Consider the following 20,561-nt stretch of genomic DNA (forward strand, 5'->3'; position numbering starts at 1 on the left):
CAGTCGTGGTCGGTGTCGACCGACTCCACCACGATGGCGGGCGAGAGCGCATAGCGTGCGGCATCGGCGGCGTTGCCATAGTCATCGCGCTCACCCTGCAGGATCAGGCAGGGCTTGGTGAGCGAGGCGAGGTGCGCCGTGCGGTACGGCTCCTCCGGCATCTCGGGATGCCGGAAGGGGTAGCCGAGGCACACCAGCCCGTGCACGGCGCGCCCCGCCTGCGCCAGCGTGGCAATGCGTCCCCCGGCAGAGTGCCCGAGCAGGAACACGCGGCGTGCAGGCAGGTGGCGCGCGAAGTCGGCCAGTTCGGCGGGCGTGGGCAGGGTGTCGAGCGCGTGGCGCCGGAACACCCAGCCATGGCGCTTGGGGTAGCGCAGTTTGAGTCTCAGTCGCAGGGCCTTGCGAGCCACCCAGCCGGCCACGGGCTGACGGGCGGTCAGGTCGTCGAGCCAGGCGCGTTCGGCGGCCACCAGGGCCTGATCGCGAAGGCGAGCGTGCAGGACGCCGGGTCGCTCGTGCCAGCACACGGTCAGGTCCGGGCCATGCAGCCGGGCGGCGATCAGGTCGATGGGCTCCGAGCGGCGCATCTGGTTCTGGCGGCCCACCACCACGAGCACCGGTCGGCCGTCGAGCGGGCCCAGGTGCTGGACATGGAAGTCCCGCACGCGGGTGAGCTGCATGGCTGGGAGCACGGGCATGCCGCAGTGTCAGAGCAGACGCTGCCAGTGACCGATGTCGAGCCAGCGGTCGAACTTGCGGCCCACTTCGCGCAGGTGCCCCACTTTCACGAAGCCGAGCGACTCGTGCAGGGCCACGCTGGCTTCGTTCGGCAGCGAGATCACCGCCAGCAAGGCGTGGCAGCCGCTGGCCTGGAGCTGGTCGATCAGCGGCGCGTAAAGCAGCCGGCCGATGCCGCGCCGCCCGTGTCCCTGCCGGATGTAGACGGACACTTCCACGGTGTGCCGGTAGGCGGCGCGTTCGTGGTAGGGCCGGGCGTAGCTGTAGCCCACGATCAGGCCTTGGTCTTCGCACACCAGCCAGGGGTGGTGCGCCCGGTAATGGTCGATCCGCTCGCGCATCTGCGCGGGTTGCAGCGGCACTTCTTCGAAGGTGGCGGTGCTGCCGGTGATGTAGGGGTTGTAGATGTCGCAGATGGCGACTTCATCACCGGGGCGAAAGGGGCGAACGTTCAAGCTGCGGTCCTCCCGTCCTCGCTGATTTCCGAAGCGGGGCCTGTGGCCATGAAGGCCGGGTGGAAGGTGACGGTGCCGCGCGGCAGGCGCCCCTCGAAGGACAACGCGAAGAGAACGTCGGGCGGCACCCCGTCGAGCGACAGGTCTGGCGCGTTCTCGAAACCGAACCGCCGGTAATAGCCGGGGTGGCCGACCAGGCAGCAGCCGCGCGCGTGCAGTGCCTTCAGTCGAGCGAGCCCTTCATGGATCAAGGCCTTCCCGATGCCCTGACGCTGATGCGCGGGCAGCACGGACACGGGCCCCATGCCGTACCAGTCGGGCGTGCCGTCCGACAGCGTGACGGGCGAGAACGCAATGTGCCCGACCGGCTGGCCGTCGACCTCGGCCACCAGCGAGACGGGGAGCGCGTGGGCGGCGCGCAGCGCCTGCACCACGAATTGCTCGGTGTGGCCGCTGAGTTCGAGCGGCGCAAAGGCGGCCACGGTGATGTCGTGGATGGCACCGACGTCGGCCGGCGTTTCATCGCGCAGGGTGATGGGTTTCATGGTGATGAAAGTGGGCGGTGAGCACCGCAAAGGTCAGTCATCAATATAGGACAGCCGATGGGCGGTGTGCGCGCCGGTGAGCCCCCTCGGCCATCTGCAGGTATCGTGCTTGCTCGCGTCTGACATCGATCAACCGTATACCCATGCGCTTTCCCTCTCTCCTCCCTGTTCGCCGGCTCACCGTGCTGGCTGGCGCCGTGCTGGCGCTGGTGGGCTGTGCCTCACGTGCGCCCACGGGGCAGGCAATGCCGGACCCCGCGCCCGCGCCGGCACCTGCACCATCGGTTGCCGAGCCGAACGCCACACCGCCCGTCACGCCGGCATCCGCCGAGCAGCGCTTTGCCGAGTGGGTGGCCCGCTTTCGTGAATCGGCCCGCGCCGCCGGCATCGACGAGGCCACGCTGAGTGCCGCATTCGACACCGTGCGGCTGCGGCCGCGCGCGGTCGAGGCCGACCGCAGCCAGCCCGAGTTCACGCGCACGCTGTGGGACTACCTGGATGCGGCGGTGTCGCCCCAGCGCGTGGCCACCGGCCAGCAGAAGCTGGCCGAGTTGCGCACCGAGGCCGAGGCGGCGGCCGCCCGCCATGGCGTGCCGGCGCCGGTGCTGACCGCGGTGTGGGGCATCGAGAGCAACTATGGGCGCAACTACGGTGATGTGCCGGTGGTGGACGCGCTGGCCACGCTGGGCTTCGAGGGGCGGCGTGAGGCCTGGGCACGCGCCGAACTGATGGCGGCCTTGAAGATCCTGCAGAACCGCGACATCGACCGCGCCCACATGGTGGGTTCGTGGGCGGGGGCGATGGGGCAGACGCAGTTCATGCCGTCGTCCTTCCTGGCCTTTGCCGTTGACGCGGACGGCGACGGGCGGCGCGACATCTGGGGCAGCATGCCGGATGTGCTGGCTTCGACCGCCAACTTCCTGGCGCGTGCGGGCTGGCGGGCCGATGAGCCCTGGGGGGCCGAGGTGCGGCTGCCGGAGGGCTTTGATCCGGCCCGCGCCGACATGACCGTGCGCCAGGGCGCCGCGCAGTGGGCCGCTGAAGGCGTGCAGGGCGTGAATGGCGCGGCGCTGCCCGACATGGCCGATGCCGCCATCCTCCTGCCCGCGGGCGTGCAGGGGCCGGCGTTCCACGTGGGGCGCAACTACCGCGCCCTGCTGCGCTACAACAATGCCACCAGCTATGCGCTGGCGGTGGCCCTGCTCTCGCAGCGCATTGCCGGCGGGCCGGGCGTGCAGGCGGCCTGGCCGCGCGAGCAGCGTGCGCTGACTCGCTCCGAAATTCAGGCGCTACAGACGGGGCTGAACCGGCTGGGTCACGACAGCGGCACGCCCGACGGGCAGTTCGGTCCGGCCACGCGCGCGGCGCTGCGGGCGTTTCAGCGCCGGGAGGGCCTGCCGGCCGACGGCCATCCGACGCCCGACATGCTGCAGCGCGTTCAGCAGGCACCGTGATCGTCAACTTCCCGTCGTTTCGGCGTGCGGCGACTGTGTAGGCTTGCAGGTTGCTCTTTGAATGCTCACGCTGATGTCTACTGCACCGATCACCCTGTCCGACCTGGCCCACGTCCACACGCTGGCCGACCTGCTTGCCTGGCGCGCCGCCGTCACCCCCGATGCCGAGGCCTACCGGCAGCACGACGCCCAGGCGGGCGGCTGGGTAAGCTGGAGCTGGGGCGAAACCCGCCGGCAGGTGGCGCGCTGGCGTACGGCGCTGGTTGCGAGCGGCCTGTCGGTTGGGGCGCGCGTTGGCATCCTGGTGCCCAACGGCCTGGACCACGTCTGCATGGATCTGGCGGCGCTGTCGCTCGGCCTGGTGCCGGTGCCCATGCACGCGGTGGACAACCCGCAAAGCGTGGCCTACATCCTGAGCGACAGCGATGCCGAGTTGCTGCTGGTGGACACGACCTCGCGCTGGCAGTCGATTGCGGGCGCCGGACTGCATCTGGGTGCGTTGAAGCAGGTGGTTGTGCAGCAGGCCGACGCCCCCGCCGCGGCCACGGCCGCGCAGCAACCGGCTGCCGTGGTGCCCCGCGAGACCTGGCTGACAGCGGGCGCCGGTGCCGCACAGTCTTCCGATGCGCCCGCGCCGACGGCCGACACGCTGGCCGCCATCGTCTACACCTCGGGCACCACCGGCAAGCCCAAGGGCGTGATGCTGACGCACGGCAACGTGGTGGCCAACATCAAGGCCGTGCTGCAGCGTTTTGTTGTCACGAGCCAGGATGTGCTGCTGTCCTTCCTGCCCCTGTCGCACACGTTCGAGCGCACGGTGGGCTATTACCTGCCCATCGCGGCCGGGGCCACGGTGGTCTATGCCCGTTCGGTGGCCCTGCTGCAGGAAGACCTGTTGCAGGTGCGCCCGACGGTGCTGGTGTCGGTGCCGCGCATCTACGAGCGCATTCACACCAAGGTGCAGGAAGCGATGCACCAGCAGCCGAACTGGAAGCAGGGCCTGATGAAGGCCGCCGAGCGCGTGGGCTGGCGGCGTTTCCAGGCTTCGCAGGGGCGCGGCAAGGTGGGCCTTCTGGACGGGCTGGCCTGGCAGGTGCTGCAGCCGCTGGTGGCGCAGAAGGTGCTGGGCGCCTTTGGTGGACGGCTGCGCATGGCCATCGCGGGGGGCGCCCCGCTGGGGGATTCGGTGGCGCGCTTTTACCTCGGCCTGGGCCTGACGCTGCTGCAAGGCTACGGCATGACCGAAACCTCGCCGGTGGTGAGCTGCAACACGCCCGATGACAACGACCCGGCCTCGGTGGGGCGCCCGTTGCCGGGCGTGCAGGTGCGCATCGGCGAGAGCAACGAGCTGCTGGTGGCCGGCCCCACGGTGATGCAGGGCTACTGGAAGCGCCCCGAAGACACACAGCGCGTGCTCGAGGCCGATGGCTGGCTGCACACCGGCGATCAGGCGCGCCTCACCGACGGCCGGCTCTACATCGTGGGCCGCATCAAGGACATCATCGTTACCTCGACCGGCGAAAAGATCGCCCCGTCGGATCTCGAACTCGCCATCCAGGGCGATCCGCTGTTCGCGCAGGTGCTGGTGATCGGCGAGCAGCGGCCCTTCCTGGGCGTGCTGGCGGTGGTCGAGCCGACCGTGTGGCAGCAGGCCGCCCGCGCCGCCGGCATCCCGCCCGATGCACTGGATTCGGATGCCGCACGCCAGCTGGCGCTGCGCCGCATCGTCAAGCAGGTCAGCAGCTTCCCGTCCTATGCCGTGCCCAAGCAGGTGCGGCTGTTCGTCAACCCATGGACGATCGACGCGGGCCTGATGACGCCCACGCTCAAGCTCAAGCGCCCGGCGCTGATGCGGCACCACGAGGCCGACGTCGACAGCATCTACGCGCGCCGCTGAGCGGCGCCAGCCCGCAGGCGTTCAGCTTTCCGGCTGGGCCTCGCTGAGGTAGGCCCGCTTGCGGGCCAGGTCGGCATCCGAGTCGGCATAGGTCAGCGCGATGGTGTGGATGGTGTCCTCAATGTCGAGGAAGGCCTGCACCACGTCAGGATCGAAGTGGCGCCCGGCGGACAGGCGCAGGATCTCGAGCGCCTGCTCGTGCGGCATCGCGTCCTTGTAGACGCGGCGGCTGATCAGCGCGTCGTAGACATCGGCCACGGCCATGAGCCGCGCGGGCAGGGGGATGGCGTCGCCGCGCAGGCCCTGCGGATAGCCGCTGCCATCCCACTTTTCATGGTGCGCGTGGGCGATCTGCTGCGCCACTTCCAGAAAGGGCGCGTCACTGCCCAGCAGGCTGGCCGCCTGGGCGATGGCATCGCGACCGAGCACGGCGTGGCGCTTCATGATCTCGAACTCGTCGGGCTCGAGCTTGCCGCGCTTGAGGAGCACGCGGTCCGGGATGGCAACCTTGCCGATGTCGTGCAGCGGGGCGGCCTTGAAGATCAGCTCGACGCGGGCCGAGTTGAGTTCGGCCGCATACCGTGGGTGCGAAGACAGCTTGCGGGCCAGCGCGCGCACGTAGTTCTGCGTGCGGCGGATGTGGTTGCCCGTGTCGGCATCGCGCGTTTCGGCCAGCGAGGTCAGCGACATGATCGCGACGTCCTGGGCGAGCGACAGCGAGCGCGTGCGGCGGACCACTTCCTGCTCGAGGTAGGCCTCGCGGTCGTGCAGGAACGTGGCGGCGGCGTGCAGGGCCAGGTGCGTGCGCACGCGGGCGAGCAAGGTCGGCACATTCAGCGGCTTGGCAAGGTGGTCTGCCGCGCCCCGTTCCAGCCCGACTCCTTCCTCTTCCGCTGTGCTGCCGGTGGACAGCAGGATCACCGGCACGTCCCGTGTGCGCGCGTCGGTCTTCAGCCGCTGGCAGACCGCATGGCCGTCCATCCCGGGCATCAGGATGTCGAGCAGGATCAGATCGGGTGGCGGCGCCGTGGTGGCGAGCGCCAGGCCACGTTCACCGGTGTCCGCGCAGACGACATCGTGGTGTGGCCTCAGCGCCGCCTGGATCAGCGCGCGGTCCTCCGCGCTGTCGTCGATCACGAGAATGGCATGCCGCTGGGTCATCGGAGAGGCGCGTGCCTCGGCAAGCCGGGGCGGGTTGGATCACGGTGGGTGGGTGATCCTGCAAGGATAGGCCTCTCGCGCCAGCCCTGTCCGCGGAGAAGTGCACGTTTTCTGCACCTGATCTGCCGTGGGCCGCTTGCAGACGGGCGCCTGCCGTGTCAGGGCGGGGAGCGACGCCGGACTCAGCGATTGTCCGCGCCGGTGGCCACCGTCGGCACCGCCGAGCCGTGGGTGCGTTCATGACGCTCCTGGCAGGGGATGCAGCGGGCTGCCCAGGGTTGAGCCTCCAGCCGTGCCCGCCCGATCGCTTCGCCGCAATCCACACACTCGCCAAAGCGTCCGTCGGTGAGGCGCTGACGGGCCTGCGCAATCTCGACCAGCTCGAGTTCGTCGCGCTCGCGTTCGGCATGCCGCATGTCTTCGCCGCGGCGGTGCTCGGCCAGGTCCACCATGTCGGGCGGAACGCCGGCAAAGCCGTCCCGGTCTGCCTCGTTGGCCTCCTGAACCGTGCGCACCTCGTCGTGCAGCGCGTTCTGGCGGTCGTCCAGCTTCGCCTCGAAGGCCTGCAGCTCGGCCTCGTTCAGAGGCGTGTCGTCCTGTGGGGTCATGCGTGGGGCTCCGCGTGGTGTCGGGGGGCGTTGGCGTCGATCCAGGCCTCGAATCGGTCCAGAAAGCGCTGCAACAGGGCACGGGTGTCATCGTTGTTCAAGGCACCCGCCTCGTCGAACAGGCGGTGCACGCCGCCGATGTACAGCTCGGGGTGGGCCAGGGTGGGCATGTCGAGCGCGGTGAGCACCTGCCGCAGGTGATGGTGGGCACCGAAGCCGCCGACGGCCCCGGGTGAGGCACTGATCACCGCGGCCGGCCGGTGCGCCCAGACGCTGTGGCCGTAAGGCCGCGAGCCCACATCCAGGGCATTCTTCAGCACCGCGGGCACCGAGCGGTTGTACTCCGGTGTGACGAAGAGCACCGCCTGGCTGGCGCGCACCTGGTCGCGAAAGCGCACCCACTCGGGCGGCGGCTTGGCTTCGCTGTCTTCGTTGTAGAAGGCCAGCTGCCCGATGTCGAGTTCATCGAACTGAAGGGTGGGGGGCGCGAGGGCGGCGATCGCATGGGCCACCCGCCGACTCCAGGAGGCCTGGCGGAGGCTGCCGACCAGCACGGCGATCTTGCAGGGTGTCGTCATGGGAACCTCACTGTGTGGCGGTGGCGTTGCTGCCGCCCGCATTGCCGGCATCGCCATCCTGAAGCAGCAGCGTCACCAGCACGGCGCTGCGGCTGCGGGCGCGCAGGCCATGCGCCTGCCCGGCCGGCAGCACGACCAGCTGGCCGGCGGTGAGCGCGCGCACGCCGCCGGGGTAGACGAGTTCCACGCGGCCTTCCAGGCAGTGCACGATGCTCTCGTCGGCCACGTGGTGCGTGGGCTGGTCCTGCCGCTCGTCGAACACGAGGTGCAGCAGTTGCACGCGCGAGGTCTTGATCAGGCTGGTGCTGCGCGCTTCGGCGAGCTGGTCACCCAGCGGGGAGACGTCGACGGTGTCGAGCAGTTGGGCGTGGGGCAGGGCCATGGTGAACAAACCGGACAGGATGGAGTTCCGGAGGGGCGGCAAAGGCTGTGCCCGGCGGGATGCGCGGATGGCTTGCCCGCGGGCAGGCAGCTTTTGCCGGCTGCGTAAACCTTGCTGCCTGTCGCAGGCCGCTCAACACGACACGCCCGCGGCGTGCGTCACGCGCGGCAGGGTGATGGTGAAGGTGCTGCCCTGATCGGGCCCTGCGCTTTCGGCCCGAAGACACCCGCCGTGGAGCGTGACCAGCCGCCGTGCCAGCGACAGGCCGATGCCCAGCCCGCCTTGGGCCCGCTGGGCGTGGTGCCCGACCTGCGTGAAGAGGTCGAACACATGGGGCAGCATGCCGGGTGGGATGCCCACGCCGTTGTCGGCGATGCGCACGCGGACCTCGTCACCCTGTGCATCGACCGAAAGGTGGATCTGCCCGCCGTCCGGTGTGTATTTGGCGGCGTTGTTCAGCAGATTGGACAGGACCTGCGCCAGCCGGGTGGGGTCGGCATCGACCACGAGCGGCTCGCCGGGCAGGCTGACGGTCAGGCGGTGCTGTGCGCCGTCCATCAGGGGCTGGCTGGCTTCGAGCGCGGCGTCGATCACCTCGCGCACCGGAACCGGCCTGCGTTGCAGGCTCAGCTTGCCTTGCCGAATGCGCGACACGTCGAGCAGGTCGTCGATCAGCCGGACCATGTGGGTGATCTGGCGACCCATCATGTCGCGCGTGCGGGCGGCAATGGGGCTGTCGCCCGGCACACGGTGAAGGATCTCCAGGCCATTGCGCATCGGCGCCAGCGGGTTGCGCAGTTCGTGCGCCAGCATGGCCAGGAACTCGTCCTTGTGGCGATCCGCTTCGCGCAGGGCGATTTCCGTGTTGGCCTGCTCGGTGATCTCCTGACACACGACGTTGACGCCGACGACTTCGCCCGTCGTGTCCCGCAAGGGGGTGAAGTGTTCCACCCACTGCCGGGCGCGTCCGGGGCCGGCCGGGGTTTCGCCCTGTATCTGTACGTTCTGCACGGCCTCGCCGGTCTCGATGACGCGACGCAGGATCTTCTCGGCCTGATCGGCCACGGTGGGCAGCAGTTCGCGCACGCTCCGGCCGATGTGCACCTCGGGCGGCAGGCCGTTGATGTCGGCCAGATGGCGGTTGATGCGCCGCCAGCGCAACTCGCGGTCGAGCACGCACAGGCCGACCGGGGCGGTGCTGTAGATCACCTCCAGCTCGGCGCGGTCGTCCTGCGCACGGCGCTCCAGCTCGGCAAGGCGGCGCGCGGCCTCGGCATCGCCTTCCCGGCGTGCAGCCTGTTCGGCTTCCAGCTGCCGATGCACCGCGCGCAGCACGTGCCGGGCTTCATGGGCGCTGGCCAGCAGGCGCCACACCACCACGGCCACCAGCAGGTGAGCCAGGCCCAACAGCGGGCCGATGTAGCCTGTGGGGGCATCGCTGTGCAGCCAGTACGCGGCGGCGCCCGCCAGCACGGCGGACCCCAGTGCGAAGCTGCCCGCCGCGACGTGGCGGGTCAGGCGCTGAGGCTCGCTGTGGCCGAGGGGGTCGGGGCGGCGCAGCAGCGTCACCGGTGCGGCCATGCACACCAGCACCACGACGAGGGCCGGTGCCACCACGGTCCAGGGACTGCTGGTCAGGGGCATGAGGGGGCAGCATCCCGACGACGGCGTGCCGCGTGGTGCTGAGAGTGAACGAGAACTCAGTATAGGGAGCCTCGCCCGAGCCGGAATGGCCGAGCACGCTGCAAACATGGCGTGGACAGACACCGTTGCGTATGCTACTTGCGGACACACGTCGAAAACGGGACCAAGGACTCGTTAGGCAACCGTCGTGCCCGGCTGACCGAATTCCCTCATCGTGTTCGAGTGGCTCAATTCATGAGCCTTCCATCAGAGCGGCCGCGATGACCCTGCTGTTCAAAGGCAGCGGTACGCCCGCTATCCTCGGGTTCAGCACTTGCCGGGTGACGCCGGGCGATGCCACGTCATGGCGTGCGGACCCACACAACAAGAGGATGCCGACCCGTGAGGATCGTGTTCGACACCGCGAGCGTGCCCCCCGACAGCCGCCCCGCCTTCTGGGCCGACGTGCTGTGTTCGCTGTATGCCCAGTGCCGTGTCAGCCCGGAAGACCCGGAGACCTACCGGGGCACTGTGCGCCACTGTGTCGTACCAGGGATGGAAGCGTCCGTGATCCGCAGCGCGCCCATGCAGGCCAGCAGTGTCGAGGGGCACACCGCCCACGACGAACAGGTGGCGTATTACGTCGCCATGCAGCTCGAGGGCGTCACCACGATCCGCCAACTGGACCGCGAACTCGCGCTGCAGCCCGGCGATGTGACGGTCTGGACCAACGCGCGATCTTTTGCATTTCACAGCCAGGGGCCTTTTTGCTCGGCCCAGTTCAAGCTGCCGGGACACCGAACACGGCGCGTCATGCCGGACATCGACCGGCTGCTGTGCCGACCGCTCGGGGAACAACTGGCCTGGATGCGGCGCTGTCTGCAGCCCCTGGTGGACGAGGTGTGCGGCGTGCACGGTGATCTCGACAAGTCGGCCGAAGAGGCGCTGATGCACGCGGCCTTCGACCTGATCGTGGAGGGGCTGGGCGTGTGCATGGCGAGTGCCGCACCGGTGCGCAGACCGCTGGCCGTCTACCACCTGCATCGCATCAAGCACGCCATCGATCAGCGCCTGCACGACCCCGCGCTCAACGTGGGCATTCTCGCGCGGGATCTCGGCATTTCGGCCACCCACCTGCACAGGGTGTTCAAGGCCGAGGCCACCACCGCGGCCCGCTACATCCTGGAGCGCCGTCTGCAGGCCTGTGCGTCGGACCTGAGCTCACAGCAGCATCGCCTGCGCACCATCACCGAGATTGCGGTGCGGCATGGCTTTGGCAGTTCCTCACATTTCAGCCGCGCGTTTCGTGCGCGTTTCGGCATGACGCCGCAGCAATGGCGACGGGCGGGCCTCGCGCTCGATGACACCGCCCCGGCAGACTGAACGTTCGACAACGTTTTGACACGTTGCGCGTCGGCAAAGGCTGTGGGCCCGGCAGACAAGTGCCGGTGAGTTCACATGCCGAAAACAGCTCAGCCCCGCACTGGATGCGCGGCCATCACAGTTCAAGTAGGAAGGAGCGCCCGTGGGCCTGTTCTCGAATTCCCGTCTCGGCACCCGGCTGATTGCCGGCTTTCTCACCGTGGTGCTGCTGGGGGCCATTGGCTCTGCGGTCGGCATTCACGCACTGGGCCGCCTGAATGACCATAGCCACCGGCTGTATGACAAGGAATTGCTCGGCATTTCCTACGTCAAGGAAGCCAACATCAACCTGATCTATGTGGGGCGCGCGCGGGCCCGTCTCGCGCTGGCCACCAACGAGGTCGAACGCGCCGCGGCGCGCGCCGCCATCGACAAGGCCACGGCCGACCTCGTACAGTGGCTGGGCCAGGCACGGACCCGGTTCTACACAGACCAGGGGCAGGTGATGCTGCGTGAACTTGACGGTCTCGTGTCAGCCTGGCAGGCGGCGACGCAAGCCTATCTGGCGGCGGCCACGCCGGAGCGCCTGGCACAGCGCGACGCGGAACTGGCCCGACTTGACCGCGATGTTCAGGCAGCCAACCGCCAGCTCGACGAGCGCCTGACGGAACTGACGCGCATGAAGGAAAAGCAAGGGCAGGAAGCGGCGGAAGAAGGCACTGCCGTGTATCGCTCGGTGATGTGGACCATGCTGTTGCTGACGGGCGCCTCGGCGGTGATTGGCGTGGGCATCGGCGTCCTGATGACGCGCGGGCTGACCCGCCAGCTGGGCGGTGAGCCGGGCGACGTGGCCGCGCTGGCTGGCTCGATCGCTGCAGGCGACCTGAGCACCCGGATCGACACACGGCGCGCCCAGCCGGGCAGCGTGGTGGCGGCCATGGCCGAGATGCAGCAGTCGCTGCGTCGCCTGGTGGGCCAGGTGCGTACCAGCAGCGACAGCATCGCGACCGCCTCGGGTCAGATTGCCACAGGCAATCTGGACCTGAGCCAGCGCACGGAAGAACAGGCCAGCAATCTTCAGCAGACGGCGGCCTCGATGGAGCAGCTGACCGGCACGGTGGCCACCAATGCCGAGACCGCACGCCAAGCCTCGGCCCTCGCCACGGCAGCCAGCGGTGTGGCGGCTGAAGGCGGAGAGGCCGTGCAGCGCGTGGTGAGCACCATGGCGGACATCACGGCCTCGAGCAGACAGATTGCCGAGATCATCGGCGTGATCGACGGCATCGCCTTCCAGACCAACATCCTGGCGCTGAACGCGGCGGTGGAAGCCGCGCGGGCCGGAGAGCAGGGCCGGGGCTTTGCGGTGGTGGCCGGCGAGGTGCGCAGCCTGGCGCAGCGCAGTGCCCAGGCCGCCAAAGAGATCCGCACACTGATCCATTCGAGCGTGGAGAAGGTCGAGTCGGGCAGCGGTCTGGTGGAAGCGGCCGGCCGCACCATGGCGGAGGTGATGGCCCAGGTTCGCCAGGTCAGCGACCTGATTGGCGAGATCAGTTCGGCCACGCAAGAGCAGAACACGGGCATCGGCCAGGTGGGGCAGGCCATGAGCCAGCTCGACCAAGTCACCCAGCAGAACGCCGCGCTGGTGGAGGAAAGTGCCGCAGCGGCCGAGAGCCTCAGTCAGCAGGCCTCGCAGCTGGTGGCCGCGGTCAGCGTGTTCCGCGTGGGCGACTGACGCCTCAGCGCAGCGTGGCGACAAAGCGCGCCAGCCGCTGCACGCCTTCCTCCAGGTCGGCGCGCGAGGCCGCATACGACAGCCGCACGTGCGAGGCGGCACTGCAGTGGCCGAAGTCGTGTCCGGGCGTCAGGGCCACATGGGCCTCGTGCAAAGCGCGTTTGCAGAACTGCATGGCGTCCAGCCCGGTCTCGCTGACGTCGATGTAGACGTAGAAGGCACCGTCCGGTTGCACCGGCACGCGCAGGCCCGCTGCGACGAGGCCTTCGAGCACCAGCGCGCGACGCGCAGCGAACTCGGCACGGCGGGCCTCGCACACCGCCAACGATTCCGGCGTGAAGCAGGCCAGTGCGGCGAGTTGTGCCGGGGTCGAGGCGCAGATGTAGTAGTTCTGCGCAAGGCGCTCCATCACCGGCACCAGCTCGGTGGGCACGACGGCCCAGCCCAGGCGCCAGCCCGTCATGCCGAAGTACTTCGAGAAGCTGTTGATGACGATGGCATCGGGGTCGGCGGCCAGCACGGTCTGCGCCGGGCGGCCTTCGGCATCGGCGTCGCTCAGGTTCAGGTAGATCTCGTCGACCAGGCGCCAGGCGCCGTGCTGACGGGCCCAGGCGCACATCGCGGCCAGTTCGTCCGGTGGCACCGAGGTGCCGGTGGGGTTCGACGGTGTGGCCACCATCAGGCCGCGGGTGCGGGCACTCCAGTGGCGCTGCACCGCGGCCAGATCCAGCTGGAAGCGGGTGCCCGCGTCGGTTGGCACCAGCCGCACATCGGCGCCGAAGCCGCTGAGGAACTGCCGGTTGCAGGGGTAGGACGGATCGCCCACCAGAACCTCGTCTCCCGGGTCGACCAGGGCGGCCGTGGCCAGCAACAGCGCGGCCGACGCTCCGGCCGTGACCACGATGCGCTCGGGAGCCACCGCCACGCCATGTGCGGTCTGGTAGAAGCCTGCAATGGCTTCCCGCAAGGCCGGCAGGCCGAGGGCGCCGGTGTAGGGCAGCGGCGTGCCGTCGGCCACCTCGCGCAGCGCGGCCAGCACGGCCGGCGGCGCGCCGAAATCCGGTTCACCGAGGTTGAGCTTGATCACCCGGTGGCCGGCGGCCTCGAGTGCGGCGGCGTGCTTGCCGAACTCCATGGCAAGAAAAGGCTGGATGGACTGGGCGCGGCGGGACACGTGCATGGCGGAAAGGAAAAGCAAGAGAGGCAGAGCGCCATTTTCCGCCCTCGGCGGTAAGGGTGCGGCTGCGCGGTATAACTCGCGTGGCGCCGCAGCATCCGGGCGCACATCACAAAAGGGGAGTGACCATGGCGCAGCGTGTGTTTGTCTGGGCGGCCCATCCACGGGCGGGCTCGTTGTCCGAAGGGTTGGCCGAGGCCTATGCGGGTGGTGCACAGGAAGCGGGCGCCGAGGTGCGGGTGCTCAAGCTGTCCGACATGGCGTTCGACACCAGCGGCTTTGCGGGCTATGGCCACGCCAACGCGCCGCTCGAGCCCGACCTGCAGCGCTGGCAGGAAGCCATCACCTGGTGTGACCACATGCTGTGGGTCCATCCCTACTGGTGGGGTGCCATGCCGGCCCAGGCCAAGGCTGTGCTGGACCGGGCGCTCGTGCCCGGCTTCGGTTTCAAGTACCGCGCCCAAGGGCTGATGTGGGACAAGCTGCTGAGCGGCCGCACGGCCGACGTCATCATCACGTCCGACACGCCACCGCTGTGGGACAGGCTGGTGTTCGGCCTGCCGGGGCGCCGCGTGTTGAAGAATCAGGTGCTGGGCTTTTGCGGCATCCGCTGCCGCAGCGTGGTGCAGTGGGGGCCGGTCAAGACGGCTTCGCCGCAGAAGGTGGCCGGCTGGCTGGACAAGGCGCGCGCCATGGGGGCTGCCGCCGCCAGGCGCTCGGCGTGACGGGGGTCAGGTCGGGTCGGGCCAGCGCAGGCGGCCGTGCCCTGCTTCATTCAGGCGGGCCTGCAGGGCGGGCGCGGTTTCTTCGATGACGCTGAACTGGAAGACGACCGCCTCGCCATGGGCCACGTCGTGCAGCCGCGCGCCGGCCGCGTCGAGCTCGCGGCGCACCAGGCCTTCCAGCGCATACGGCGCTTCACAACACAGCGCGGTGAGCCGGCGGATCGGCACCTTCTCGGCCTGCAGCAGCGCCTGGGCCACGCTGTCGGTGTAGGCGCGCACCAGGCCGCCCGCGCCCAGCTGGATGCCGCCGTAGTAACGCACCACCGTGGCGAGCACGCCTTCGAGGTCCTGGCGGCGCAGCACCTCCAGCATGGGGCGGCCCGCCGTGCCGCTCGGTTCGCCATCGTCCACCGCGGCCGACTGGCCACCGGCCAGCAGCGCCCAGCACACATGGGTGGCGGTGGGGTGCTCGGCCCACAGTGCGGCCACGATGGCCTGCGCCGCGGCGCGGTCGGGCACCGCCTGCACGCAGCCGATGAAGCGGCTCTTCTTGATCAGCAGTTCGCTGTGGACGGGGGCGGCAAGGGTCAGGGGCATGGCAACGGGGCGGGCTGGGCCGCAAGCATAGCCGCCCCCGCCGCGCCGTGGCCCTTACTGGTTGCTCGGGAAGGTGAAGACGGCCTTCTCGCGCACGCCCGACGAGGGCCAGCGCTGGGTGATGGTCTTGCGGCGGGTGTAGAAGCGCACGCCATCGGGGCCGTAGGCGCTGAGGTCGCCGAAGAGCGAGCGCTTCCAGCCGCCGAAGCTGTGGAAGGACACGGGCACCGGCAGCGGCACGTTCACGCCCACCATGCCGACCTTGATGCGGTCGGTGAAGTAGCGCGCGGCCTCGCCGTCGCGGGTGAACAGGCAGGTGCCGTTGCCGTACTCGTGGGCGTCGATCAGGGCCATGGCCTCGTCCAGCGAGCCCACGCGCACGATGCTCAGCACCGGGCCGAAGATCTCGTCGCGGTAGATCGTCATGCCGGGCTTGACGTGGTCGAACAGGCAGCCGCCCAGGAAGAAGCCTTCCGGTGCGCTGGCGATGCGGGTCTGGCGGCCGTCGACCACCAGCGTGGCGCCTTCGGCCACGCCCGCGTCGACGTAGCCCTTGACCTTCTCGAAGTGCGCCTGCGTGACCAGCGGGCCCATGTCGTTGCCCGGCTCGGTGCCGGGGCCGACCTTCATCTGCTTCAGGGCCGCGGCCAGGCGCTCGGCCAGGGCGTCGCCCACGGCATCGCCCACGGCCACCACCACCGGGATGGCCATGCATCGCTCACCACATGAGCCATAGGCCGCACCCATCAGCGCCGACACGGCGTTGTCCAGGTCGGCATCGGGCATGACCACGGCGTGGTTCTTGGCGCCGCCCAGCGCCTGCACGCGCTTGCCGGTGGCGCAGCCGCGGGTGTAGATGGATTCGGCAATCGGCGTGGAGCCCACGAAGCTGATGGCCTGCACCACGGGGCTGTCGATCAGGGCATCGACCGCTTCCTTGTCGCCGTTGACAATGTTCAGCACGCCGTCCGGCAGGCCGGCCTCCTTGGCCAGCTCCGCCAGGAACAGCGTGGACGAGGGTGTCTTCTCGGACGGCTTCAGCACGAAGGTGTTGCCGCACACGACGGCCAGCGGCCACATCCACAGCGGCACCATGGCGGGGAAGTTGAACGGCGTGATGCCGGCCACCACGCCCAGCGGCTGGAACTCGCTCCACGAGTCGATGGCCGGGCCCACGTTCTTGCTGTGCTCGCCCTTGAGCAGCTCGGGCGCATAACAGGCGAACTCGACGTTCTCGATGCCGCGCTGCAGCTCGCCCAGCGCATCGCTCAGCACCTTGCCATGCTCGGCAGTGATCAGCGCGCACAGCTGCTCGGCGCGCTCTTCCAGCAACTGCTTGAAGCGGAACATGATGCGCGCGCGCTTGGACGGCGGCGTTTCGCGCCAGGCCGGGAAGGCGGCTTCGGCGGCAGCGATGGCCGATTGCACGGTGGCCGTGGAGGCGAGCGCCACCTGCCGCGTCGCCACGCCCAGGGCCGGGTCGAAGACCGGCTGGGTGCGGGCGCTGGGGTCGTTGACGTGCTGGCCGTTGATGAAGTGTCCGACGGTGTGCATGGTGGGGTTCGGTCTTGAGGGCAAGGTGGAAGGCAGTCGGAATCAGGCGGTGGCAGCCAGGGCGTCGCCCAGGGCGTTCACCAGGTCGTCGATCTGGGCCGGCGTGCTCACGAACGGCGGGGCCAGCTGGATTGTGTCGCCACCGAAGCGCACATAGAAGCCCTGGCGCCAGCAGTGCATGGCGATCTCGTACGGGCGGCGCGTCGGGTCGCCGTCGCGCGGGGCGATCGTGAAGCCGGCAGCCAGGCCGATGTTGCGGATGTCGGTCACGTGCGGGCTGCCCTTCAGGCCGTGCACGGCCTGCTCGAAATGCGGGGCCAGTGCGCGCACGCGGCCGGGGCCGTCTTCCTGCTCGAGCAGGTCAAGCGTGGCCAGGGCGGCCGCGCAGGCCACCGGGTGCGCCGAGTAGGTGTACCCGTGTGGGAACTCGATGGCGTGCGCCGCGCCGCCGGCCGCCATGAAGGTGTCGTGCACCTCGCTGCGCACGGCCACGCCGCCCATCGGCACCACGCCGTTGGTGATCTGCTTGGCAAAGTTCAGGATGTCGGGCGTGACGCCGAAGGCCTCGGCCCCCGTCCAGGCACCCGTGCGCCCGAAGCCCGTGATGACCTCGTCGAAGATCAGCAGGATGTTGTGCTGCGTGCAGAGTTCGCGCAGGCGCTGCAGGTAGCCCTTGGGCGGCACGATGACGCCGGCCGAACCCGAGAACGGCTCGACGATGACGGCCGCGATGTTGGACGCATCATGCAGGGCGATCAGGTTCAGCAGTTCGTCGGCCAGGTGGGCACCGTCGTCCGGCATGCCGGGGGTGAAGGCGTTGCCGGGCAGCTGCGTGTGGGGCAGGTGGTCGCAGTGCAGGGCCTCGCCATACAGCTTGCGGTTGCCGCCGATGCCGCCCACGCTGATGCCGCCGAAGTTGACGCCGTGGTAGCCCTTGAGCCGCCCGATGAAGCGCGTCTTGCCGGGCTGGCCCTTGAGGCGCCAGTAGGCCCGTGCCATCTTCAGCGAGGTGTCGGCGGCCTCCGAGCCCGAGCCGACGAAGAAGACGTGGTTCAGGCCTTCGGGCATCCGGCCCACGATGCGCTCGGCCAGCTGGAAGGACAGCGGGTGGCCGAACTGGAAGGCCGGCGCGTAGTCGAGCGTGGCCAGCTGGCGGCTCACCGCGTCGGCGATCTCGCGGCGGCCGTGGCCGAGGCCGCAGGTCCACAGGCCCGACAGGCCGTCGAACACCGCGCGGCCGGTGGCGTCGGTGTAGTGGCAGCCCTGGGCGGCGACGAGCAGCCGCGGGTCTTCGCGGAACTGGCGGTTCGCGGTGTAGGGCATCCAGTGCGCCCGAAGCTGGGCCTCGGTGGGCAGCGCGGTGGCGGAGGAGGGCAGGTCGCTGAGGTCCATGGCGGCAGGTCCGGAAGGGTGTGGTCTGCCGCCGATTCTGAAGAGATCGCCAGTTCCAATAAACTGCCACGTGTCGATGTTCGCGTGCAGAGGATTGAAACTTTCATGGTGAAGAAGGCCTTGCTGGGTCAGGTGGGGGACACCGAACTGCGTCTGCTGCGCATCTTCCGATCGGTGGTCGAATGCGGCGGGCTGGCTGCAGCCGAGCTGGAGCTCAACATCGGGCGCTCGACGATCAGCCGGCACCTGAAAGACCTGGAGGCGCGGCTCGACCTGGTGCTGTGCCGCCGGGGGCGGGCCGGCTTTGCGCTCACGGCCGATGGCCAGCGCGTCTACGACGGGGCGCTGCGCCTGCTGGGCGCGATGGACGCTTTTCGCGAAGACGTGCGCGACATGCACGCCGAGCTGGTCGGCGAGCTGCACGTGGGTCTGTTCGACAAGACCGTGACCAACCCGCAGGCGCGCATCGGCCAGGCGATCCGGGCCTTCCGGCGGCAGGCACCCGGGGTGTCGCTGGCGCTGACGGTGTCGACGCTCAGCGAGATCGAGGCCGCCGTGATGGACGGACGGCTGCAGGTGGGGGTGGTGCCCGACCACCGGCGATCGGACAGCCTGCGCTACGAGCGCCTGTTCGGCGAGCACATGTACCTGTACTGCGGCCGGCAGCACCCGCTGTTCGGTGTTGACCACGCGCGGCTGGACTGGCAGGAGCTGCAGGACTACGACTACGCGGGCCTGACCTTCCATTCGCCCAACATGGACGCGACCCACCGCTTTCAGCTGCGGCGGCGTGCGGTGGCCAGCGACCAGGAGGCGATTGCCACGCTGATCCTGTCAGGCTGCTACCTGGGCTTTCTGCCCGACCACTACGCGGCCACGTTCGAGCAGCACGGCCTGATCCAGCGCATCGACCACCCGGAATGCAGGTACGAGGTCAGCTTTGTGGCGATCCGGCGGCGGGCGGCTCAGCCCTCGCGGGTGGCCGAGGCGTTCATGGCTGCGCTGTGTGCGGCCCACGACCCGGCCGGATGAGCGCCTGCGCTGCGGCGCCGCTCAGCGCCACCAAGCCGCGTAGGCGTTGCCCCAGCTGGGGTGCGGGCCGAAGCGCTGTGCGTCGAGCTGGTGTTCGAAGGTCTCCTTCAGCTCGGCCACCAGGGCGGCGTGCGCGGCTTCGTCCACCGGACGGCCCAGCGGGGCACCCAGGGGTTGCTCTTCCACCTGGTGGCTCCAGTCAGGCAGCGTGACCACCAGAATGGGCACGGACGCGTCGCGCCCGAACTTCCAGCCCCGGATGCGCCCCCGGAAACGCTCGGTGCCCCCGGCTACCGCCACCCCGACAAACGCATTGAAGCGGGGCACGATGGACAGGACGGCCTGAACTTCGGTGGTCGTCAGTTCCTGGGTGAGGAAATCGTTGGCATAGAAGGGCGCGTTCTCGTCGACGTGTTCGCCAAATCCGAAGCGGACGAACTGCTGTGCGACCTGAATGCGCCGTGCGGCGGTGACCGGCATGGCTCAAAAAAGTGCTGCGATGCAGCATTGATAGCACAGGTCGACGCCGTCTGCGCACACGCAGGGCCGATGAGCGGGGAATCTGTACGGATTCGTACCGTTGTTCAACCGTCCTGCTGCGTGCCGGCCATCCCGCCAGTCAGATGGTCCTTGATGCGGTCGACGCGCGGGCCCACGGCCTTGACGGCGCTTTCCAGGGCTTCCGTGGTGAGGCCGAGCGCCTCGGCCCAGTGCGCGATCGAGGCGGCGTCGCGTGTGTCAACGATGGCGCGCGAATTCGGATCGTCCGCGGCTTGTTCTGCAGGATCGGGCATGGCGGCTCCTAGTAGAGGTGGCGACGCCCCATGGGCGGCAAGCGCAATGCCTGGAAGGCGGGCGGCCTGCCCCACGCCATGTGAAGCTGTGTGAAAGATTGGGCGCGTCGGCAACAGGGTGTGGCGCTCGGCGCTATGCTGTTTTTCTGACCACCTGCGCTGTCTGTCCACCCGCCGCCATGTCATTGCTGACTCGCTACCTGCCTTCTCCCGAGGCCCTGCAAGGCCACCGCTGGCTGCGCTGGCTCGGGCCCACGCTGCAGCATCCGCGGCTGTGGCACATGAGCCGGCGTGGGCTGGCCATGGGGATGGCGGTCGGCATGTTCTTCGGCCTGCTCATTCCGGTGGCCCAGATTCCGGCCAGTGCGGCGGCGGCCGTGGTGCTGCGCGCGAACCTGCCTGCGGCCGTTGGCAGCACGCTCGTCTCGAACCCGGTGACGTTCGGGCCGCTGTATTACGGGGCCTGGCACTTGGGCAAGACGATGTTGGGTGAAGAGGTCGCCTCTGGCGATGCGCCGCCCGCCGTGGCCCGGGATGGCGAATCCGCCGCCGAGCCATCCGCCAGCTGGTGGGAACGCACACGGGTGCAGCTGGCCGGGGTCGGCAAGCCCCTGCTGCTGGGGCTGCTCGTCATGGCGTGCGGTCTGGGGTTGCTGACCTACTTCCTGGTGTCGTGGGGGTGGTGGCTGCGCACGCGCCTGCGTCGCCACCGGCGTGTGAAGGCCAGCCTGCGCGGGGCGCGCACGCGCTGATCG

The 20,561-nt window shown here is 69.4% G+C and carries 21 protein-coding genes; 7 read left to right on the forward strand and 14 right to left on the reverse strand.

From position 1 onward, the window contains the following. From Q0Z44_RS13230 to Q0Z44_RS13240, 3 genes are all read right to left on the reverse strand, one after another. Positions 1–698, reverse strand: a 698-nt coding sequence (locus tag Q0Z44_RS13230; RefSeq protein WP_366517624.1) for an alpha/beta family hydrolase, incomplete at its 3' end; no start/stop codon positions are given. 9 nt (positions 699–707) lie between these two features. Then, complete coding sequence (locus Q0Z44_RS13235; RefSeq protein WP_298013492.1) at positions 708–1,193, reverse strand: GNAT family N-acetyltransferase; 486 nt, start codon at positions 1,191–1,193, stop codon at positions 708–710. After that, complete coding sequence (locus tag Q0Z44_RS13240) at positions 1,190–1,729, reverse strand: N-acetyltransferase (RefSeq protein ID WP_366517626.1); 540 nt, start codon at positions 1,727–1,729, stop codon at positions 1,190–1,192. Before Q0Z44_RS13240 ends, Q0Z44_RS13235 begins: the two co-directional genes overlap by 4 nt. A gap of 152 nt (positions 1,730–1,881) precedes the next feature. On the opposite strand from Q0Z44_RS13240, the gene Q0Z44_RS13245 reads away from it, so the two are divergent. Beyond that, positions 1,882–3,192 carry a lytic murein transglycosylase gene (locus Q0Z44_RS13245; protein WP_298013497.1) on the forward strand — a complete coding sequence of 437 codons (1,311 nt, stop codon included), beginning with the start codon at positions 1,882–1,884 and terminating at the stop codon, positions 3,190–3,192. Positions 3,193–3,265: 73 nt separating this feature from the next. Next, positions 3,266–5,089, forward strand: a complete 1,824-nt coding sequence (locus Q0Z44_RS13250) for a long-chain fatty acid--CoA ligase (protein ID WP_298013498.1) — start codon at positions 3,266–3,268, stop codon at positions 5,087–5,089. A gap of 21 nt (positions 5,090–5,110) precedes the next feature. On the opposite strand, the gene Q0Z44_RS13255 is transcribed toward Q0Z44_RS13250, so the two are convergent. The 5 genes from Q0Z44_RS13255 to Q0Z44_RS13275 form a co-directional block, all read right to left on the reverse strand. After that, the gene (locus Q0Z44_RS13255) at positions 5,111–6,250 is read right to left on the reverse strand and encodes an HD domain-containing phosphohydrolase (RefSeq protein ID WP_298013500.1); all 1,140 of its coding nucleotides are present in this window, start codon (positions 6,248–6,250) and stop codon (positions 5,111–5,113) included. A gap of 182 nt (positions 6,251–6,432) precedes the next feature. Next, positions 6,433–6,858 carry a TraR/DksA family transcriptional regulator gene (locus tag Q0Z44_RS13260; protein ID WP_298013502.1) on the reverse strand — a complete coding sequence of 142 codons (426 nt, stop codon included), beginning with the start codon at positions 6,856–6,858 and terminating at the stop codon, positions 6,433–6,435. Then, on the reverse strand, positions 6,855–7,436 hold the full coding sequence (locus tag Q0Z44_RS13265; RefSeq protein WP_298013504.1) for an NAD(P)H-dependent oxidoreductase: 582 nt from the start codon (positions 7,434–7,436) through the stop codon (positions 6,855–6,857). The genes Q0Z44_RS13260 and Q0Z44_RS13265 overlap by 4 nt, the downstream gene beginning before the upstream one ends. A gap of 7 nt (positions 7,437–7,443) precedes the next feature. Next, positions 7,444–7,818, reverse strand: a complete 375-nt coding sequence (locus Q0Z44_RS13270) for a cupin domain-containing protein (protein WP_298013506.1) — start codon at positions 7,816–7,818, stop codon at positions 7,444–7,446. Between the two features lie 132 nt (positions 7,819–7,950). Then, a complete protein-coding gene (locus Q0Z44_RS13275; protein ID WP_298013508.1) occupies positions 7,951–9,462 on the reverse strand; it encodes an ATP-binding protein in 1,512 nt (503 codons plus the stop codon). Positions 9,463–9,843: 381 nt separating this feature from the next. Here Q0Z44_RS13275 and Q0Z44_RS13280 point away from each other — a divergent pair, with 381 nt between their 5' ends. Together Q0Z44_RS13280 and Q0Z44_RS13285 are read left to right on the forward strand one after the other, a co-directional pair. Continuing rightward, entirely contained in the window at positions 9,844–10,824 is a 981-nt protein-coding gene (locus Q0Z44_RS13280) for a helix-turn-helix domain-containing protein (protein ID WP_298013510.1), read from the forward strand. A gap of 142 nt (positions 10,825–10,966) precedes the next feature. Further along, positions 10,967–12,535, forward strand: coding sequence for a methyl-accepting chemotaxis protein (locus Q0Z44_RS13285; protein ID WP_298013512.1), 1,569 nt, complete (start codon positions 10,967–10,969; stop codon positions 12,533–12,535). 4 nt (positions 12,536–12,539) lie between these two features. On the opposite strand, the gene Q0Z44_RS13290 is transcribed toward Q0Z44_RS13285, so the two are convergent. Next, positions 12,540–13,715 carry a pyridoxal phosphate-dependent aminotransferase gene (locus Q0Z44_RS13290; protein WP_298013514.1) on the reverse strand — a complete coding sequence of 392 codons (1,176 nt, stop codon included), beginning with the start codon at positions 13,713–13,715 and terminating at the stop codon, positions 12,540–12,542. A gap of 125 nt (positions 13,716–13,840) precedes the next feature. Here Q0Z44_RS13290 and Q0Z44_RS13295 point away from each other — a divergent pair, with 125 nt between their 5' ends. Next, on the forward strand, positions 13,841–14,437 hold the full coding sequence (locus Q0Z44_RS13295) for an NAD(P)H-dependent oxidoreductase (RefSeq protein ID WP_298013516.1): 597 nt from the start codon (positions 13,841–13,843) through the stop codon (positions 14,435–14,437). A 6-nt stretch (positions 14,438–14,443) separates the two neighbouring features. Here Q0Z44_RS13295 and Q0Z44_RS13300 read toward each other — a convergent pair whose 3' ends face one another. From Q0Z44_RS13300 to Q0Z44_RS13310, 3 genes are read right to left on the reverse strand one after another with little or no spacing between them, the layout of a single operon-like run. Further along, positions 14,444–15,034 carry a YigZ family protein gene (locus Q0Z44_RS13300; protein WP_298013518.1) on the reverse strand — a complete coding sequence of 197 codons (591 nt, stop codon included), beginning with the start codon at positions 15,032–15,034 and terminating at the stop codon, positions 14,444–14,446. 54 nt (positions 15,035–15,088) lie between these two features. Next, complete coding sequence (locus Q0Z44_RS13305) at positions 15,089–16,588, reverse strand: CoA-acylating methylmalonate-semialdehyde dehydrogenase (RefSeq protein WP_298013520.1); 1,500 nt, start codon at positions 16,586–16,588, stop codon at positions 15,089–15,091. 42 nt (positions 16,589–16,630) lie between these two features. Further along, the gene (locus Q0Z44_RS13310) at positions 16,631–17,980 is read right to left on the reverse strand and encodes an aspartate aminotransferase family protein (RefSeq protein WP_298013522.1); all 1,350 of its coding nucleotides are present in this window, start codon (positions 17,978–17,980) and stop codon (positions 16,631–16,633) included. Positions 17,981–18,085: 105 nt separating this feature from the next. Here Q0Z44_RS13310 and Q0Z44_RS13315 point away from each other — a divergent pair, with 105 nt between their 5' ends. Next, on the forward strand, positions 18,086–19,012 hold the full coding sequence (locus Q0Z44_RS13315) for a LysR family transcriptional regulator (RefSeq protein WP_298013524.1): 927 nt from the start codon (positions 18,086–18,088) through the stop codon (positions 19,010–19,012). 21 nt (positions 19,013–19,033) lie between these two features. Here the strand turns inward: Q0Z44_RS13315 and Q0Z44_RS13320 are convergent, their stop codons facing one another. Together Q0Z44_RS13320 and Q0Z44_RS13325 are read right to left on the reverse strand one after the other, a co-directional pair. Continuing rightward, the gene (locus Q0Z44_RS13320) at positions 19,034–19,492 is read right to left on the reverse strand and encodes a hypothetical protein (protein WP_298013526.1); all 459 of its coding nucleotides are present in this window, start codon (positions 19,490–19,492) and stop codon (positions 19,034–19,036) included. Positions 19,493–19,596: 104 nt separating this feature from the next. Continuing rightward, positions 19,597–19,806: a DUF3606 domain-containing protein gene (locus Q0Z44_RS13325; protein WP_298013528.1), complete on the reverse strand. Its 210-nt coding sequence runs from the start codon at positions 19,804–19,806 to the stop codon at positions 19,597–19,599. A gap of 179 nt (positions 19,807–19,985) precedes the next feature. On the opposite strand from Q0Z44_RS13325, the gene Q0Z44_RS13330 reads away from it, so the two are divergent. Beyond that, positions 19,986–20,558 carry a DUF2062 domain-containing protein gene (locus Q0Z44_RS13330; RefSeq protein ID WP_298013530.1) on the forward strand — a complete coding sequence of 191 codons (573 nt, stop codon included), beginning with the start codon at positions 19,986–19,988 and terminating at the stop codon, positions 20,556–20,558. The last annotated feature ends 3 nt before the right edge of the window (positions 20,559–20,561 follow it).

Origin of the sequence: uncultured Aquabacterium sp. (genome assembly GCF_947366995.1) — a bacterium.
Classification (GTDB): domain Bacteria; phylum Pseudomonadota; class Gammaproteobacteria; order Burkholderiales; family Burkholderiaceae_C; genus Aquabacterium.

What these genes read in the sequence shown, in the direction of transcription:
- Q0Z44_RS13325 (WP_298013528.1), bottom strand. Translation starts at nt 19,806, where the DNA reads ATGCCCGATCCTGCAGAACAAGCCGCGGACGATCCGAATTCGCGCGCC.
- Q0Z44_RS13310 (WP_298013522.1), bottom strand. Translation starts at nt 17,980, where the DNA reads ATGGACCTCAGCGACCTGCCCTCCTCCGCCACCGCGCTGCCCACCGAG.
- Q0Z44_RS13270 (WP_298013506.1), bottom strand. Translation starts at nt 7,818, where the DNA reads ATGGCCCTGCCCCACGCCCAACTGCTCGACACCGTCGACGTCTCCCCG.
- Q0Z44_RS13320 (WP_298013526.1), bottom strand. Translation starts at nt 19,492, where the DNA reads ATGCCGGTCACCGCCGCACGGCGCATTCAGGTCGCACAGCAGTTCGTC.
- Q0Z44_RS13250 (WP_298013498.1), top strand. Translation starts at nt 3,266, where the DNA reads ATGTCTACTGCACCGATCACCCTGTCCGACCTGGCCCACGTCCACACG.
- Q0Z44_RS13255 (WP_298013500.1), bottom strand. Translation starts at nt 6,250, where the DNA reads ATGACCCAGCGGCATGCCATTCTCGTGATCGACGACAGCGCGGAGGAC.
- Q0Z44_RS13260 (WP_298013502.1), bottom strand. Translation starts at nt 6,858, where the DNA reads ATGACCCCACAGGACGACACGCCTCTGAACGAGGCCGAGCTGCAGGCC.
- Q0Z44_RS13295 (WP_298013516.1), top strand. Translation starts at nt 13,841, where the DNA reads ATGGCGCAGCGTGTGTTTGTCTGGGCGGCCCATCCACGGGCGGGCTCG.
- Q0Z44_RS13265 (WP_298013504.1), bottom strand. Translation starts at nt 7,436, where the DNA reads ATGACGACACCCTGCAAGATCGCCGTGCTGGTCGGCAGCCTCCGCCAG.
- Q0Z44_RS13315 (WP_298013524.1), top strand. Translation starts at nt 18,086, where the DNA reads ATGGTGAAGAAGGCCTTGCTGGGTCAGGTGGGGGACACCGAACTGCGT.
- Q0Z44_RS13245 (WP_298013497.1), top strand. Translation starts at nt 1,882, where the DNA reads ATGCGCTTTCCCTCTCTCCTCCCTGTTCGCCGGCTCACCGTGCTGGCT.
- Q0Z44_RS13330 (WP_298013530.1), top strand. Translation starts at nt 19,986, where the DNA reads ATGTCATTGCTGACTCGCTACCTGCCTTCTCCCGAGGCCCTGCAAGGC.
- Q0Z44_RS13290 (WP_298013514.1), bottom strand. Translation starts at nt 13,715, where the DNA reads ATGCACGTGTCCCGCCGCGCCCAGTCCATCCAGCCTTTTCTTGCCATG.
- Q0Z44_RS13305 (WP_298013520.1), bottom strand. Translation starts at nt 16,588, where the DNA reads ATGCACACCGTCGGACACTTCATCAACGGCCAGCACGTCAACGACCCC.
- Q0Z44_RS13300 (WP_298013518.1), bottom strand. Translation starts at nt 15,034, where the DNA reads ATGCCCCTGACCCTTGCCGCCCCCGTCCACAGCGAACTGCTGATCAAG.
- Q0Z44_RS13275 (WP_298013508.1), bottom strand. Translation starts at nt 9,462, where the DNA reads ATGCCCCTGACCAGCAGTCCCTGGACCGTGGTGGCACCGGCCCTCGTC.